Origin of the sequence: Streptomyces sp. NPDC005483, from assembly GCF_040606035.1 — a bacterium.
In the GTDB taxonomy this organism is placed as follows: Bacteria; Actinomycetota; Actinomycetes; order Streptomycetales; family Streptomycetaceae; genus Streptomyces.
In genome coordinates this window covers 15,090-30,719 of sequence record NZ_JBEXEA010000036.1, presented here as the reverse complement: position 1 = coordinate 30,719, position 15,630 = coordinate 15,090, and the positions used below count along the sequence as shown (strand labels likewise).

Annotated in this window: 12 protein-coding genes and 5 pseudogenes; 8 read left to right on the top strand and 9 right to left on the bottom strand. The window is 70.5% G+C overall.

The features are described 5' to 3' along the window. Positions 1-220: 220 nt before the first annotated feature. Positions 221-361 carry a hypothetical protein gene (locus ABZT06_RS41405; protein WP_355753014.1) on the top strand — a complete coding sequence of 47 codons (141 nt, stop codon included), beginning with the start codon at positions 221-223 and terminating at the stop codon, positions 359-361. A 273-nt stretch (positions 362-634) separates the two neighbouring features. Here the strand turns inward: ABZT06_RS41405 and ABZT06_RS41400 are convergent, their stop codons facing one another. Further along, entirely contained in the window at positions 635-811 is a 177-nt protein-coding gene (locus ABZT06_RS41400; protein ID WP_355753094.1) for a hypothetical protein, read from the bottom strand. On the opposite strand from ABZT06_RS41400, the pseudogene ABZT06_RS41395 reads away from it, so the two are divergent. From ABZT06_RS41395 to ABZT06_RS41385, 3 pseudogenes are all read left to right on the top strand, one after another. Next, a pseudogene (locus ABZT06_RS41395) lies at positions 753-1,193 on the top strand (DUF6193 family natural product biosynthesis protein); the annotation flags it as partial. The gene ABZT06_RS41400 and the pseudogene ABZT06_RS41395 sit on opposite strands and share 59 nt — an antisense overlap. A gap of 24 nt (positions 1,194-1,217) precedes the next feature. Then, positions 1,218-1,739, top strand: a pseudogene (locus tag ABZT06_RS41390) (IS30 family transposase); the annotation flags it as partial. Between the two features lie 27 nt (positions 1,740-1,766). Next, positions 1,767-2,504: pseudogene (locus ABZT06_RS41385) on the top strand (IS256 family transposase); the annotation flags it as partial. Positions 2,505-2,730: 226 nt separating this feature from the next. Here ABZT06_RS41385 and ABZT06_RS41380 read toward each other — a convergent pair. From ABZT06_RS41380 to ABZT06_RS41360, 5 genes and pseudogenes are all read right to left on the bottom strand, one after another. Beyond that, the gene (locus tag ABZT06_RS41380) at positions 2,731-3,297 is read right to left on the bottom strand and encodes a class F sortase (RefSeq protein ID WP_355753012.1); all 567 of its coding nucleotides are present in this window, start codon (positions 3,295-3,297) and stop codon (positions 2,731-2,733) included. Positions 3,298-3,455: 158 nt separating this feature from the next. Beyond that, a complete protein-coding gene (locus ABZT06_RS41375; protein WP_355753010.1) occupies positions 3,456-3,848 on the bottom strand; it encodes a sortase-dependent protein in 393 nt (130 codons plus the stop codon). 123 nt (positions 3,849-3,971) lie between these two features. Further along, positions 3,972-6,047, bottom strand: a complete 2,076-nt coding sequence (locus ABZT06_RS41370) for a HAMP domain-containing sensor histidine kinase (protein WP_355753008.1) — start codon at positions 6,045-6,047, stop codon at positions 3,972-3,974. Next, entirely contained in the window at positions 6,034-6,798 is a 765-nt protein-coding gene (locus tag ABZT06_RS41365; RefSeq protein ID WP_355753006.1) for a response regulator transcription factor, read from the bottom strand. Before ABZT06_RS41365 ends, ABZT06_RS41370 begins: the two co-directional genes overlap by 14 nt. 206 nt (positions 6,799-7,004) lie before the next feature. Then, a pseudogene (locus ABZT06_RS41360) lies at positions 7,005-7,199 on the bottom strand (glycoside hydrolase family 125 protein); the annotation flags it as partial. 25 nt (positions 7,200-7,224) lie between these two features. Between ABZT06_RS41360 and ABZT06_RS41355 the strand changes: the two are divergent. Continuing rightward, positions 7,225-7,800 carry a PadR family transcriptional regulator gene (locus ABZT06_RS41355; RefSeq protein WP_355753004.1) on the top strand — a complete coding sequence of 192 codons (576 nt, stop codon included), beginning with the start codon at positions 7,225-7,227 and terminating at the stop codon, positions 7,798-7,800. Positions 7,801-7,802: 2 nt separating this feature from the next. After that, complete coding sequence (locus ABZT06_RS41350) at positions 7,803-8,783, top strand: NADPH:quinone reductase (protein WP_355753002.1); 981 nt, start codon at positions 7,803-7,805, stop codon at positions 8,781-8,783. Between the two features lie 175 nt (positions 8,784-8,958). On the opposite strand, the gene ABZT06_RS41345 is transcribed toward ABZT06_RS41350, so the two are convergent. Continuing rightward, positions 8,959-9,978, bottom strand: coding sequence for an Lrp/AsnC family transcriptional regulator (locus ABZT06_RS41345; RefSeq protein WP_355753000.1), 1,020 nt, complete (start codon positions 9,976-9,978; stop codon positions 8,959-8,961). Between the two features lie 157 nt (positions 9,979-10,135). On the opposite strand from ABZT06_RS41345, the gene ABZT06_RS41340 reads away from it, so the two are divergent. Then, a complete protein-coding gene (locus tag ABZT06_RS41340; RefSeq protein ID WP_355752998.1) occupies positions 10,136-11,737 on the top strand; it encodes an MFS transporter in 1,602 nt (533 codons plus the stop codon). Between the two features lie 156 nt (positions 11,738-11,893). Here ABZT06_RS41340 and ABZT06_RS41335 read toward each other — a convergent pair whose 3' ends face one another. Beyond that, positions 11,894-12,295, bottom strand: a complete 402-nt coding sequence (locus tag ABZT06_RS41335; RefSeq protein WP_355752996.1) for a DUF6009 family protein — start codon at positions 12,293-12,295, stop codon at positions 11,894-11,896. A gap of 256 nt (positions 12,296-12,551) precedes the next feature. On the opposite strand from ABZT06_RS41335, the pseudogene ABZT06_RS41330 reads away from it, so the two are divergent. Further along, positions 12,552-12,972: pseudogene (locus tag ABZT06_RS41330) on the top strand (transcriptional regulator); the annotation flags it as partial. A 34-nt stretch (positions 12,973-13,006) separates the two neighbouring features. Here the strand turns inward: ABZT06_RS41330 and secD are convergent. After that, positions 13,007-15,277: a protein translocase subunit SecD gene (gene secD / locus ABZT06_RS41325; RefSeq protein ID WP_355752994.1), complete on the bottom strand. Its 2,271-nt coding sequence runs from the start codon at positions 15,275-15,277 to the stop codon at positions 13,007-13,009. Between the last annotated feature and the right edge of the window lie 353 nt (positions 15,278-15,630).

Genomic DNA, 15,630 nt, shown 5'->3' with positions numbered 1-15,630 from the left:
CAGTCTGGGGCGCCAAGAGGGTCACCGTGCCAGCGTAGTTCTGCCCGGCCGGCGCGTGCCGGGGAACAGTGCGTTCTCACCCGTCGGCGAGGCCTACCGTGCAGGACTCGACGTTGAAGCACGGCCTCGGATCCGTGTGCACATGCGTCTCACCTCTTGACGCAGGTTACGAATCGGACAGACGGTAAGTCTGCGCCTTGCTCCACGGGAAGGGGAGTGCATGTCCTTCACCTGGCGATATCTCGTACGCCCCGACGGGTCCTTCAGCCGGATCGGCAACCTTGACGGCAGCCTCGACGACGTCAGTGACGAAGAACTGGCCCGCACGCACCGTCCCGCGGCCCGCGCCTTCATTCGCTGAAACCGCGACGCCGACCGTGCCCCGAGGGCTCTCCCCCAACTGTTCGAGGACTGGGAGGCCGAGACCATGCGCGCCCACGGCTGGGCTCGCGCCAAGGAACCCGAGGCTCCGTTCAGTCCACCTGCCCCGCCCGGCCTCACACCGCGCGGCCGAGGCTGAGCGTGACGTCAGAGGAGTCGAGCCCCCGCGGCCGTCAGCATGGCGGCCTCGGCGAGAGTCGTGCCATCGTTGCCGTACGCCAGCGGGCCCGTGATTCCCGCGATGGCGGCCGCGCTACGGGCGCCGGTCGGCTGGTGCAGTCGGGCAGGCGATCGCCGGGAATGCCGCCGTGTGCCCGCCCGCGGTGAACGTGATCGCTGCGGGGCAGTGGGCCCAGAAGGGGGAGCCGCCGATGAGGTGGTCGCCGTGCTCGCTGTTGAGGAGGCGCAGCCACACCTCTGTGCTGGTCATGCTGGCGCGGTACGCGGTACGGAAGACGCCTCACGTGGCGGTGGGCGAACTCAAAACCGCGCTGTCCTCTGACTCTGTGACGGAGCAAAGGATCAGGCGAGGGCCGCTCTCGCGTCCGGCCGTCCCCATCCCGAGTGATCAAGTTCGAGGGACCATTCGATCAATCAGGCGGCCTCGGTCGGCCGCGCCCCTCGTGCACGATGGTGACGTGAAGAGGGATGCAGCGCGCGAAGCCGTCGTTGAAGCAGGCTGGCAGGCAGTACGGGACGACGGGCGGGTACGGGTGGAGTTGTTGGAAGCGGCCTACGCCGAGCCCTGCCTGCGGCAACTGTTCCCCTGGACCGGGATGGGAGAACTTCACTTCAGCCGTTGCACCGAACGACGGTGGACCTGGGACATCCCGTACATGACGCTGATCCATCAACGGCCCGCTGAGGTCAACAACCGTACGACTCCCGGCCATTGGGAAGGCGACCTCATCATCGGACGCGGCCAGGGCTCGGCGATCGGCACGCTCGTGGAACGGACGACCCGCTACGTCCAGCTCATCCACCTACCCCACGGCTGGAAGGCTCCCCAAGTCCGCAACGCACTCATCACCCAGACCGCCGGCATACCGCCCGAGCTGCGGAAGACACTCACCTGGGATCAAGGCCGCGAGCTGACTCTGCACGAGCAGATCGAGGCGCTCACCGGCTTCCGGATCTACTTCTGCGACCCGCACTCGCCCTGGCAACGAGGGACGAACGAGAACACCAACGGACTGCTGCGGCAGTACTTCCCCAAGGGCAGTGACCTGTCGGTTCACACCGCCCGCGACCTCCGCGAAGTAGCTCGGCAACTGAACAGCCGGCCCCGTCTCGTGCTCGGCGACAAGACTCCCATTGAGGCCATGAGACGATGGCTCATAGGACCGTTGACCAGCTGATTCGCAATCACTGATGAAAACCGCCCCGTCTATCCGGTGGTTTTCATCGACGCCATCCACGTCAAGATCCGCGATGGCGCCGTCGCCAACCGGCCCATCTATGTGGCCCTGGCCGTCACCACCGAAGGCCGGCGCGAGGTCCTGGGCCTGTGGGCCGGCGATGGCGGTGAGGGCGCCAAGCACTGGCTGCACATCCTCACCGAGGTCAAGAACCGCGGTGTCAGCGATGTGCTGATGCTCGTCTGCGACGGGCTCAAGGGCCTGCCCGAGGCGGTGGAGACGGTCTGGCCGAGGACGATCGTACAGACCTGCGTGGTCCACCTGCTGCGGAACTCTTTCCGCTATGCCGCCCGCCAGGACTGGGACAAGATCGCCCGCCTCCTCAAGCCCGTCTACACCGCTCCGACCGAAGAGGCCGCCCTGGACCGGTTCGCCGACGCCTGGGGCCGGAAGTATCCGGCGATCGTGAAACTGTGGGAGAACGCCTGGGAGGAGTTCACGCCGTTCCTGCGGTTCGACACCGAGATCCGGCGCATCGTCTGCACGACGAATGCGATTGAGTCGGTCAACGCGCGGATCCGGCGAGCGGTCAAGGCCCGCGGACACTTCCCGAACGAGCAGGCCGCCTTGAAGTGCGTCTACATGGCCATCATGTCGCTTGACCCCACCGGCAAGGGCCAGGCCCGCTGGACCATGCGCTGGAAGACCGCACTGAACGCCTTCGACATCACCTTCGACGGCCGTCTCTCCGCAGCCCGCCAGTAACCTCAACCACCCTGGTTACACCGCTCGTTTGACAGACCCTCGCCCGGCGGTGGTCGCTGGCGGCGCAGGCGAGAGTGGTGACGGCCTCCAGGCAGTCGCGGCGGATCGCCTCGCCGTGGCTGACGCGTACCGACCGTTCGGCGGCGCGCTCCTGGAAACGGCCGCTGACGATCGAGTCGCGGACGTTACTCGTGACGAGAGGGCGAAACGGACACGCCTACGGCCCTCAGCTCGCTGTCGCGTACACGATGAGGTTGTCGACAGGGTGCCCCTGCGCGTCGAAGTCGCCGTCGCACGTGATGAGCCGTAGAGCACGTTCCTGGGTCGGCCCGTAGACCTTCTCCGTCGGGAAGGCGTTCTTGGCGACGCTCTCCGTGGCCGTGACGGTGAAGTGGAGGGCTTTTCCCGTCTTGTCGGTGACGGTGATGTCCGCACCCTCCTTGATCTTCTTCAGGTCGTGGAAGACGGCCTCGCCGAAGCGGGTGTCGTTGTGGCCGATGATGACGGCCGCGCCGATCTCACCGGGCACCGCACCGCCCGTGTACCAGCCCGCGGTCATCCCCTCCTCGGCCGGAGGGACCTGAACCGTCCGGTCCGTGTTGAGGCCCAACTCCATCAGCGAACTGGTGATCCCCACGGAGGGAACGGCCACCTCGGCAGGGGCCGCCGGAGCGTCGGCCGCAGGCCGCTCGGACTTCGGAGCGCCCGACGCGGCGGCGGGGGCGGTGGGGGCGACCCGGACCGTCGGGTCGGGGCCGGACGAACAGCCGGTGAGCAGGCTGACAAGGGTCAACAGGGTGAGGGTCGCGAGGCGGGTCCGAGACAGGGCCGGACGGTGTGCAGGGGGCAACTCGGGCTCCAGAACAGGGTGCGAGGGTTCGCCGGAACGCACAGGGCGCCGCCTGGTGAAGGGCGGCGCCACCGTTTCGTACAAGCGGTCGTGCTGCCGGGTCAGCCTTCGCGGCGGGCGGTGGTGCGGCGGCGCAGTACGTAGGTGCCGGCGCCCGCGAGCAGCAGCGCGCCGGTGGCCGAACCGATGAGCGTGCCGGTGTTGTCGTCCTGGGCGGGGGCCTCGCCCGCGGCGACACCGCCACGCGGGTAGTCCTTGCCTCCGGCCTTCTGGGCTTCGGCGGCCTTCCGGGCCTCGTCCTCCTTGAGCGTCCTGGCGTCCTCGGCCTTCTTCTTCGCCAGGGCCTCCTTGTCGGCCGGGGTCGATTCGGTCGCGCCCGGCGTCGGAGTCGGGTCGGTGGCGAAGGCCGCGGTGGCCGGGACGAGCAGCGCGCCGGCCGCGACGCCGGTCAGGACAGCGATACGCAGTGGGCGCAGGGTGAGACGGCGGGACATGTCAGGGCTCCAGTTCCAGCCCGGCTTGGTCGTTCCTGGTTGCCGATCCGCACCAGGTTCCGGGCATGGCTTCACCCTGACGGCCACTTGTGAGGAAACTGTCAGAGCGCTGTCGTCATCCCATCAGGGTCGACCGGGGCTCTCCGGCTTCCGTGACTCGGCTGTCGGCAGCCGCAGGGTGAAGGTGGCCCCCTCCCCCTCCGTGCTCGCCACGTCCACCGTGCCGCCGTGGGCCTCGGCGAGCTTGAGGACGATCGCCAGGCCGAGGCCGCTGCCGCCGGTGCTGCGATTGCGGGACTTCTCCGCCCGCCAGAAACGGTCGAACACGTACGGGAGGTCGCCCGCCGGAATGCCACTGCCGGTGTCGGACACCTCCACGGCGAGCTCGTCCCCCGGGTCGGTGACGTACCGGCGCAGGGTCACCGTGCCGCCGGCCGGGGTGTGGCGCACCGCGTTGGAGAGCAGGTTGCTGACGGTCTGCCGCAGCCGTACGGGGTCGGCGTCGAGGAGCGGTGGGTGAGGAGTGCCTGGCGGCGGGGTCAGGACCGTGAGGGTGACGCCCGCCGTCTCGGCCAACCCCTGGTGCGCGGCGGCGACCTGGCCGAGCAGCTCGTCGATCCTTACCGGTTTCCGGTGCAGCCGCAGAGCGCCCGCGTCGGCCGCGCCCAGGTCCTGGAGGTCGTTGATGAGGTGCTGGAGCTGCACCGCCTCCTCCAGGAGCGAGGAGACGAACGCAGGGTCCGGCACGGCCAGTCCGTCGTGGGCCGCCTCCAGCCAGCCCCGGATGTTGCTCAGCGGCGTTCGCAGCTCATGGGCGACATCGCTGACCATCACCTTGCGCTGCTCCTCCAGGCGGGCCCGGTGCGCGGCCATGTCGTTGAAGGCCGCCGTCAGCCGTCCGATCTCATTGTCGGAGACGACGGGCACGGGCACCGGCGTCGCGTCCAGGCCCTCCCGCATGCGCTGGGCGGCGCCGGTGAGCGCGTGCAACGGTCGTACGAGCCTGGCTCCGGCGAGCACCGAGGCGCCGACGGTGAGGGCGAGGACCAGGGCGGTGACACCGGCGATGCGTGCGGTGTTGGCGCGGGAGAGGTCGAAGCCAGGCACGCCGGCGGCACCGGGGCCGTCGATGAACAGGAGTGCGGGCTCGGCGACATAGCCCGTGAGCTGTTCCCGGCGGGCGCTTTCGACACAGTTGGCCACGGCCCGGTCGTACGCGCTGTCGCGGATCTCGCCGGGGGCGTAGTCGAATGCGCCGCCGGAAGCCGCTTTGCGTTCGGCCGTCGCGGCGTCCTCCGCCTTCTTGGCGGCCAGGGCCTTCGCCTCCCGATCGCTGAGGCCGTCCTCGGCGCCGGAGACCGCGTCGTCCCGCCCGTATGCGTAACTCCGGTCCCAGGACAGGTCCAGGTTCAGTTTCACGGCGGCGCGACCCTGTCGTTTCAGACAGGCGTCAGCCAGTTGGTTGAGGGCGCTCAGGGCCTTCTGCTCGGTCGCGGTGGGACCGACCGGGTAGGACGCAAAGCACTTGGCCTCCATGTCACGGTCGGTGACGCTGTCGGTCCCCCCCTCGGTCTCGTCGCTCACTAACTGGACGCGGGGCCGTCCGCCCGGGCTCTCGACGACGTCGGCGGCGATACCCATCTGGCTGAGGCACTCCACCCTCCCGGCGGCGGCCTTCCGCAGTGCGTCGTGTTCCTTCGCGGGCAGCCGGAAGGGCCCCACGGCCCGTGGATCGACGCGGTCGGAGCCGGCCTTGGCCGCGTCGGGCACCAGCACGGTGTCGACGGAGCGTGGATCCACGACCGCCGAGGCCTGCTGAGCGAGCAGGTCGTCGGACGAACCGCCGCCCGCTGAGCGCGAGTCGGCCGAGTCCACGATCGGGCGTCGGCCCGGCGTGGTGAGCACGATCCGGCGCCCGGACTCCTGGGCCAGATGTCGCACGGTGGTGTCGACGCCGTCCCAGTCGGGGTGGGTGGCTGCGTAGCCGAGGAGGGTGTTGTAGATCTTCGCGTCGGACTTGAGGTTCTGCCCCTGCTCCTGGCGGATCGCGACGGAGGTCGTCTGCACGGCCAGCCAGGCGGTCGCGGCGACCGAGCAAGAGGCCACCAGCGCCGTCACGGTCAACAGCCGCCCCGCCAGGCTCTTGCGCAGCGGCAGCCGGGCGGCCCCCGCCGCACCTCCCCTGTCAGGACGACGCATGGCGCACGTTCTTCGCGGGGTCCGTGAGTTTGTAGCCGACGCCGAAGACGGTGATGAGGCGGGCGGGCCGTCGTGGGGCGCGCTCGATCTTCTTGCGCAGGTTCATGACGTGCACGTCGACGGTCCGGCCGCTGATGTACTTGTCGAAGCCGTGCAGCTCGTCCAGGAGCCGTGCCCTGGTGAAGACCCGGCCGGGCTCGGCCGCCATCGCCGCGAGGATACGGAACTCACCGGGCGTGCACTCGACGGGCGTCCCGGCGACCGACACCTCGTGCCGCGAGGGATCGACCCTGAGCGCGCCGACCGTCAACACCTCGTCGTCCGGGGCCACTTCGGGCTCCGAGGCGGGGGCGGGTACGGTCGCCGGGGCCGGGGCGGGGCCGCGCCGGTTGCGGCGAAGCAACGTCCTTACCCGGGCGGTGAGTTCACGCGGACTGAACGGCTTGGTCATGTAGTCGTCGGCGCCGAGGTCGAGGCCGAGCAGCAGATCGTCCTCGGTGCTGCGGGCCGTCAGCATGAGCACCGGCACCTCCCGGCGTTCGGCGCGCAGGATCCGTACGACGTCGAGACCGTCGGCCCCGGGCATCATCACGTCGAGGACGACCAGGTCGGGTTCCTGGTGCCGGACCGTCTCGAGAGCCGTCCGGCCGTCCTCGACGACCGTGACGGCGTGACCCTCGTGCTCCAGGTAGCGGCGCACCAGTTCGGCCTGCTTCGCGTCGTCTTCGGCGACCACAATGTTTGCGCACACGCCGCAGATCGTAGCGACCGCCGGCGCCGGGAGGTCTGAAGTGTCCTTACCGTGAGGGCAGTTCGGTGGTGGACGGGCCCTGTGCAGGGCTGCCGTCGAGCGTCCCGTGAGGTCGAGGAGCAGCTCGGCGAAGAGGGCGTCGCCCCACCGAACCAGGGGCGGGTGAAGGTCGCGGGGTCGTCGACGTGGAAGCTCTCGTGCATGGAGCCGGTGCCCCCGTCGGTGCGCAGCAGCAGCTCCGCGAGGCGGGTCCGCTCGGCCTCGTCGTCGCTGGTCAGCGCCTGCATGGTCAGGGAGAGCGGCCAGATGTGGTCGGGCGGTGTGTGCGGGCTGCCGATGCCGGACGCCGAACTGCCCGCGTAGTAGAAGGATGCTCGGTAACATCGAAACGATGTGCACATCGTTTCGATGTGAGAGGCTGAGGGCATGCTCGAACTCGCGATCCTCGGTTTCCTCGCCGAAGGCCCCCTGCCCGGCCACGAGCTGCGCCGCCACATCACGGACCTGACCGGCTACAGCCGTCCGGTCAGCGACGGCACCCTCTACCCGGCGATCAACCGGCTGACGAAGACCGGTCTGATCGAACGGCACCCCGCACCCGAAGCGGGCGGCGGCCGGTACGTGCTGAACCTGACCGCGGCAGGCCGCGAGGACATGCTGCGGCGGCTGCGGGAACCGGCCCAGCATGAGATCACCGACTTCTCCCGCTGGTTCGTGATCCTGGCGTTCCTCTCACTGCTGCCCGACAGTGCCGAGCAGCACGCCGTGCTGCGCCGCCGCCTGGACTTCCTGGAGACCCCCGCCAGCTTCTTCTACGACGGCGACACACCGCTGCGCGCCGAGCAGGTCAGGGACCCTTACCGGCGCGGCATGCTGCTCACCGCCCGCGCCATCAGCCGCGCCGAGCGCGCCTGGCTCCACCAGGCCCTGGACAGCGACGACACCCGAGAGGCGCACGAGCGGCCCCGCCCCCAGGCCCACACCCGTGACCGGAAGGACTGAACATGCTTGCGTCCTGGTACGACCAGCAGGGCCCGGCCGCCGAGGTGCTCCAACTCGGTGAGCTGCCCGACCCCACACCCAGCCCCGGTGAGGTGCGGGTCCGCGTCAGCGTCTCCGGCGCCAACCCCGGCGACACCAAGAAGCGGCGCGGCTGGACCGGCTCGGCCATGCCCTATCCGCGGGTGATCCCGCACAGCGACGCCGCCGGCATCATCGACGCCGTCGGCGACGGCGTCGACGCGCGCCGCGTCGGGCAGCGCGTGTGGGTGTACGGCGCCCAGTCCTACCGCCCCTTCGGTACCGCCGCCCAGTACACCGTCGTCCCCGGCGACATCGCGGTCCCGCTGCCCGACCACCTGAGCGACGACCTCGGCGCGAGCCTGGGCATCCCCGGCATCACCGCACACCGCACCGTCTTCGCCGACGGCCCCGTCGACGGCGAACTCGTGCTGGTCAACGGCGTCCTCGGCGGAGTCGGCTCGCTGGCCGCCCAGCTCGCCCGCTGGGGCGGGGCCACGGTCATCGGCACCGTCCGACGCGGCACCGACCTGGACCGGATCGACCCCGCCGTCGTCTCCCACGCCGTCGCCCTCGACTCAGACGACCCGGCCGCCTCGATCCGCGCCCACGCACCCGACGGCGTGGACCGGATCATCGAGGTCGCCCTGTCCGACAACGCCGACCTGGACGACGCCGTCGCCGCCAACGGCGCCGTCATCGCCGCGTACGCCACCCGCGCCGACCGCACCGAAATCCCGTTCTGGACGCTGCTGTTCAACAACGTCACCCTGCGCCTGCTCGGCAGCGACGACTTCCCCGCCGAGGCCAAACGCCAGGCCGCCCGCGACCTCACCGCCGCGGCCGCCGTCGGCGCCCTCACCGTCGAGGTCGGCGCCCGCTTCCCACTCATGGACATCGCCAAGGCCCACGACCGCATCGACGCCGGCGGCCGCGGCCGCGTCCTCATCGACATCCCCCAGTAGAGAACCTCTGGCGGGATCTCCACATCTCCAAAATTGAGCATGAGCGTGCTTCGGGCAGTGCGTAAGTCGGCGCGGGCCACGATTCATTGAACCCGGCACGCATCCGGATCACGAGTGTGCGCAAGGTGCCGGCTACCGGGACGGACGTGCACGGTAGTGCAACCTCGCCTCGTCCTTACGGCGTTCCGGCCGGGAGGTAGGGGCCTGCGCCCTTCATGGTGCGCTGGATGGGGGTGGTCGCGGTGTGGCGCAGGCCGGGCAGGGCCGCCACCGACTCGGTGAGGTAGCGGTAGAAGAGGTGCGCGGTCGGTACGACGACGCTGGCGTAGAGGTTCGTCGTACCGGTGACGGCGCCGGCGAAGGCCACCTCGGGGTGTGCGGCGAGCGCGGCTCCCGCGGTGGCGAGGTGGGCAGGGTCGATCTCCAGCCACAGCGAGGCCCGGAAGTTCTCCCGCAGGACGTCCGGGGGGTATTCGACATCGAAGTACAAAACGCCGGACACGGTGAGTTCGGCGATGCGGCGGCGCACGGTCGACGGGGACAGCCCCGTCGCGGCGGCCAACTCGCCGGCTGCCGCCCTGCCATCCCGGGCCAGCAGGTCGAGCAGGTGCCGGTCGCTGTCGTCCAGCCTTACCGGAGGTGCGTCGTCCGGGGCCGGTTCGGGTGTCCCCTCTGGGGTGAGTGCCTCGATCTGCGCGGCCGTCAGCGGTCCGCGCTTGTTGATCGGGCTCAGGTCCCGGCCGAAGAAGATGTGCAGCAGGCAGTGCGCCGACACGTCCACCACCTGGGGCGTGCGCGGCAGTTTCTGCAGGAGCGGTGAGTCGTCCAGCCCCAGGCCGCGGGCCCGCACCAAGCAGTTGATCTCGGTGCCGCCGGAGCTGAGATGGACCCAGGTGGTGTCCGTGCGCCGCGCCAGCGCCTCCCCGATGGAAGAGGCCGCGTCGGGCGTGCAGCGTACGCGTACAAGCCAGCCGGAGTCCCCCAGCCGCTGGGGATCGGTCAGCCCCAGGACCCGGATTCTCCCGGAGGACCGCAGCCGTGACCAGCGGCGAGCGGCGGTCTGGTCGGAGACGCCGAGGGCGTCGGCGATCTCCCGGAACGAGGCGCGTCCGTTGATCTGAAGGGCCTGCGCGAGCGCCATGTCCTCGTCCGACAGTGCGCGGTCGGTGTGGCGGGGGATGTCGAGATAGGTCATCACAACACTTCACTATGTCGGATCCGCGCAGAGGACTGGCTCTGACTAACGGAATCACCTGAAGGTCGCCAACGCTCGGTGCCGGACAGCACGCCTGGTCCGAACGCCTGTCCGGCACTGCGATTTCCGAATCTCGAACTTTGAACGGAGACCCGATATGCGCAAGTGGTGGCCCCTGACGGCCGTCTGCCTGGGCGCCTTCATCCTCCTGGTGGACGTGACCATCGTGAACGTGGCACTGCCCAGCATCGCCGATGACCTCCACCCCTCCTTCACCTCGCTGCAATGGGTGATCGACGGCTACGCCCTGGCCCTCGCAGCCCTGCTGCTGGCTTCCGGTTCCCTGGCGGACCGGTTCGGCCATCGGCGGTTCTACGTCTACGGTCTGGGCTTGTTCGCCCTGGCCTCCCTCGTGTGCGGTCTGGCCCCCGATGCCGGGGTGCTGATCGGCGCCCGTGTGGTGCAGGGCGTGGGCGGTGCGGCCATGTTCGCCACCTCACCCGCCCTCCTGATCACCAGCTACCAGGGCAAGGACCGGGGCACGGCCTTCGGCGTGTGGGGTGCGGTCAACGGGGCCGCCGCTGCGGCGGGTCCCCTGCTCGGCGGCCTGCTCACTGAACACATCAGCTGGCCGGCGATCTTCTTCGTCAATCTGCCGATCGCCGTCGTCGCCATCACGATGACGCTGCGCGCGGTGCGCCCGGACCGGCCCGGCACCGGCAAGGCGTCCGGCACCGGCGCACCGGGGCGCATCGATGTCCCCGGCGCGGCGGCCTTCACCACCGCCGTGGGCGCGCTCACCTACGGGCTCATCCGCGGCACGGACGCGGGCTGGACTTCGGCCGGGATCGTCTCGGCCTTCGCCGTTGCCGCTGTGGCGCTCGCCGCGTTCGCGGTGATCGAGCACCGCACGGCGCGGCACGGCGGCGCCCCGATGCTGGATCCCGCGCTGCTGCGCCGCCCGTCCTTCGCGGGCCTGATGGGCGGTGCGCTGTTGCTGCAGGCCGGTGCGTTCGGCTGGCTCGTCCTGGTCTCCCTGTGGCTGCAGTCCGTCCTGGGCCTCAGCCCGGTCGCGGCCGGTCTCGCGCTGACGCCCTTGGCGGGGGCGTCGTTCCTGGTGTCCGCCGTAGCCGGCCGCCCCATCCAGCGGATCGCCCCGCGCCTGCCGATCGGCGTGGGTCTGCTGCTCGTCGCGGCGGGCATGCTGCTGCTGCGCGGGGGGATGACGGCCGAAGCGGGACGGGCGGCGCTCTTTTGGGGGCTCGTGGTCAGCGGCATCGGTGTCGGCCTGGCCACGCCGGTACTGGTGTCGGCCGCCACCTCCACCGTGCCGCCGCGTCAGGCGGGGATGGCCGGCGGGGCGGTCAACACATTCCGCCAACTCGGCATGACGCTGGCCATCGCCGTCTTCGGCGCGGTCTTCACCAGCCGGACAGCCGCGGTACTGGCCAGCCCCGGCACGATTCCGGATGCCGACGGAGCCGCCTCCGCACTGGCCGGCGGCCAGGCTGAGCGCCTGATCCAGGCAGCACCGCCCGCACACCGCGACGCGGCACGCCACCTGGTGCACCAGGCCTTCGCGGCAGGCATGGACCGGGTATTCCTGCTGTCTGCGACGGCAGCGACGCTCGGCGGGCTGATCGTGGTACGACCGCAGCCACGGACAGCCACGGCACACGGCGACGGCGCCCCGGCCGTACCCGCACCGGACCGTTCCCACACCCCGGCCGCCGCCGATCCTGGTAGCCACACGGCATAACGTGTTCGACCGAGGACCCTGCCGGGCCGCCCGCAGACACGGGCGAGGAGCTGGGCCTTCACCCCACGGAACTCGCCGCCGAGCAGGTTACCGGCGACCGCGATGAGGCTGACGAGCACCTGGGTCATCGGTGCTCAGCGGGCTCAGGAGTGGCTGCTACAGCGGGAGCTGTATGCCGAGTTCCTGCATGGCGGCCGAGGGCGGGCCGCCTTCGGAGCGTTCGGTCTTGTAGCCCTTCACCCGGGGTTCGAGGGTGCGGGGGTCGACGGCTTCGGCGGGTGCGCTGTTGGCGTACAGGCCGTCGGGTTCGCTGTCGCGGTCGTGGGGCTGGAGCCAGAAGACGCGGCGACGGAGGGTGCCCGAGGCGCGGGAGGCTTTGGCGTCGGGGCCGAGGATGGCGTAGCCGATCATGCGGCCGGGACGCCGGCACGGGGGCCGGCCCTTGCGGGTGGGCAGGCGGTCGATGCTCTGGCGGACGTAGTCGAGCTCGTCGATCTCTTCCAGCCAGACGATGTCGGTCTCGTGGCTGATCTCGTCCGCGTCGATCAGGGAACTCATGCGCCGGCTTCCCTTTCCTCGTCGGTCGAGAAGACTAACGACACCGTCGACGCCCGTGCGGCGTGCGGCGCCTGCCCCGGCGAGAATGCCGTACGGCTCATGTCAGCGGCGGCCCGGGAGTGCCGGGCGGGACGCCCCCGGGCGGCAGCGTGGCGACGAGGTCCATCAGGCCCGGGAGGAGGGGCGCGTGCCTGAGCGAGTCCTGCAAATAGGTCGTGAGCCCGGCGATGGACGATGCCGAGCTCGTGGTGGGAGCAGGCCTGTTCGGACCGGCGCTCGATGAAACAGATCGCGGTCAGCCTGCCGGACCGGCGCTACGAGCTCGCCGGGCGACTGCTGGCCCAGTCCGTGGAGGAGTCCGCGGCAACCGGTGCGCCGATGCAGGAGGTGCTGCACCACAAGGCCGAAGAGTTCGGCGCGCAGTTGGGCGAGCCGGGTGACGTAAGCCTTTTCGATCTGCTGGAGCGGTACGGGTTCGAGCCGCGACGCGAGGCAGAAGCCATTGTGCTGGGCAACTGCCCCTTTCACCGCTGGCGCGTGAGCACACGCAGACGGTGTGCGGCATGAACCTGCACCTGATGCGCGGCGTCCTGCACGGGCTGGACGAGGGCAGGTATGCGGCCTGTCTGTCGCCCAGCCCGGGCCGGTGCTGTGTTCGGTTGGAGTCTGCCGCCTGATCATCGCGGGTGCCAGAACCGGACCTCCCCGGCGTCAGCGGCGCGCGCTGCCCCTGGCTGCGGGGATGCGACCAGCTCCGCCGTGCTGGTGCAGTTCGATGGCCAGCGGTGTGGCGGTGAACATCGAGGAGTAGGTGCCCACTGCGAGGCCGATGAGGAGGGCGACAGCGAAGTCGGTCAGGGTGTCGCCGCCGAGGACGGCCAGGGCGGTGAGGATGAAGGCGGCACCCACGCCGGTGTTGACGGTGCGGGGCAGAGTCTGCAGGAGTGCCTGGTTGGCGATGCGGACGAAGGGCATCTTGCGGTCGTGGCGGCCGAGTTCCCTGATCCGGTCGAAGACGACGACGGAGTCGTTGACGGAGTAGCCGATGACGGTCAGCAGCGCGGCCAGGAAGACGCCGTCGACGGGCTTGCCGAGCCAGGCGAAGATGCCGATGAGGATCACGACGTCGTGGGCGAGGGCGGCGACCGCGGAGGTTCCCAGCAGCCACCGGAAGCGGGCCGCGAGGTAGATCAGCTGGGCGCCGAGGGCGACGACGAGGGCGATGAGGGCGCCGTGGCGCAGTTCCTTGCCGAGGCTGGGCCCGATGGCTTCGTCGCGGATCTTGTCTGCTTCCTGTGCCAGGCCGGTGACGGTGTCGGTGATGGCCGCCGCCTGGGTGTTGCTCAGGTGGTGGGTACGGACGGTGAGCTGGTTCTCGCCGGAGCTCTGCACGACGGCCCGGGGGAACCCGGCGTCGGCGAGCGCGCTGCGGGCCCGGTCGACGTCGACAGGGGTGGTCGTGGTGTATTCGATGAGACGGCCACCGGTGAACTCGACGCCGAAGTCGAGGCCGCGCACCACGATGCCCGAAGCAGCCAGGACGAGGGCGGCGGCGGAGGCGGCCAGCCATCGGCGCGGGTAGCGCAGGAGGTTGGGCTGGCTGCGGCTGAGGCGGTCGCGGACAGTGCCGGGGTGGGCGATGCCGGTGAGGTGGGGGCGGCGGCGCAGACAGGGGCGGGCGATGGCGTAGTCGGCGAGGGCCCGGGTGACGACCAGGGCGCTGACCATGGAGGCGAGGACGCCGATGCCGAGCGTGACGCCGAACCCGCGCACGGGCCCGGAGGCGAGGAAGAACAGCAGCCCTGCGGCGATGAGGGTGGTGATATTGGAGTCGGCGATCGCGCTGAAGGCCCTGCGGAATCCGGAGGTCAGGGACGACCGTGGGGTGGGGCGGTGGCGGGAGGCGTACTCCTCGCGGGCACGTTCGAAGACGAGTACGTTGGCGTCGACAGCCATGCCGATGGCCAGCACGAAACCAGCGAGGCCCGGCAGGGTGAGGGTGGCGCCGAGGGCTGCGAGAGCCGCGTAGGAGATGAGGCCGTAGCAGGCCAGGGCCGCGGTCGCCAGCAGGCCCATGATCCGGTAGACGGCGATGATGAACAACGACGTCAAAGCCGTGCCGATGACGGCGGCCCAGGCGCTGGCCGTGATGGCCTCGGCGCCCAGGGTGGGACCGACGGTGCGCTGCTCGACGGTCTCGACCGGCACCGGCAGGGCGCCCCCGTTGATGAGCAATGCCAGCTCCTTGGCCTCGCTGTCGTCGAAGGTGCCGGTGATCTGGGTGGAGCCGCCGCTGATGCCGGAGCGGCATGCGACGGACGGATCGACTTGCGGCGAAGAGACGATCTTGTCGTCCAGGACGATGGCGACCCGGCGGGCCGGGTCGCCGGCCGCGTGGCAGGCGGCCTCGCCGGTCAGGCGGGCCCACCCCTCCTCACCTGATCCCCTGAAGTCAACGGTGACGTGCCATCCGCCGCCGCCCTGCTGATCGAAGCGGGCGGCTGCCTTCTCGACGTCCTTGCCGGTCAGTGACGCTGCCTGAAGACGCAGGTGTTGGCCGGACTCGTCGGCCAGCACTTGCTCGCGGGGCCGTTTGGGCAGCGGTTCGGGCAGGTCGTCGGCGCTGGCAGCCGAGCCGAGCACCTGGTGGAAGGTGAGCTGGGCGGTGCGGCCAAGCACCTCGGCCGCCTTCCGGGGATCCTGCAGGCCGGGCAGTTCGACGACAATCCGGTCGCTGCCGGAACGCGCGATGCTGGGTTCGGCGACGCCGAGAGCGTCGATACGGCCGCGCAGCACCTCCACGGTGCGGTCCGTCACCTCTTCGCCGGCGTCGTCAGCGGCGGTGGGGCGGGTTTCCAGCACGATCTGGGTGCCGCCTCGCAGATCGAGTCCGAGGTGGACGGGCACGGTGAGCGCAACGTACAGGGACAGGGCGACGGCAGCGAGGGCGATCAGCCCTCTGATGTGTGGGGATCGGTTCACAGCGGGCCTCCGGACGGCACACCGCGGCCAGGACAGTGGCCGCGGCCAAGAAGGGAGAAGAGGTGAAGGTTCAGATGCCGGAGAGCGCGGGTGGTGCCCTCACCCCATGGCGGTATGCCGGTTGCTCCGATTCAGGCGGGCCTATCGCCGAGGGCGGGGGCTGTGCGAGCCGGAACGGGGCGGCCCCCGTGCCAAGCGACGCACCCGGGGTGGAGACCGGCGGAGCATGCCGCTCGCCGGCGCCGTCCCGATGGCTTCGAACGGAAACCGTCGAGACCGCAGGGTCCGCCCTGTCTGCGTACGACTCGCTGTGCGCCGACGCGGCCTCGGCGGCGGCCACGGTGCCATTCGGT

Coding starts and splice junctions, on each gene's coding strand:
- ABZT06_RS41405 (WP_355753014.1), top strand. CDS start 221: ATGTCCTTCACCTGGCGATATCTCGTACGCCCCGACGGGTCCTTCAGC.
- ABZT06_RS41400 (WP_355753094.1), bottom strand. CDS start 811: ATGACCAGCACAGAGGTGTGGCTGCGCCTCCTCAACAGCGAGCACGGC.
- ABZT06_RS41375 (WP_355753010.1), bottom strand. CDS start 3,848: ATGTCCCGCCGTCTCACCCTGCGCCCACTGCGTATCGCTGTCCTGACC.
- ABZT06_RS41370 (WP_355753008.1), bottom strand. CDS start 6,047: ATGCGTCGTCCTGACAGGGGAGGTGCGGCGGGGGCCGCCCGGCTGCCG.
- ABZT06_RS41355 (WP_355753004.1), top strand. CDS start 7,225: ATGCTCGAACTCGCGATCCTCGGTTTCCTCGCCGAAGGCCCCCTGCCC.
- ABZT06_RS41350 (WP_355753002.1), top strand. CDS start 7,803: ATGCTTGCGTCCTGGTACGACCAGCAGGGCCCGGCCGCCGAGGTGCTC.
- ABZT06_RS41345 (WP_355753000.1), bottom strand. CDS start 9,978: ATGACCTATCTCGACATCCCCCGCCACACCGACCGCGCACTGTCGGAC.
- ABZT06_RS41340 (WP_355752998.1), top strand. CDS start 10,136: ATGCGCAAGTGGTGGCCCCTGACGGCCGTCTGCCTGGGCGCCTTCATC.
- ABZT06_RS41335 (WP_355752996.1), bottom strand. CDS start 12,295: ATGAGTTCCCTGATCGACGCGGACGAGATCAGCCACGAGACCGACATC.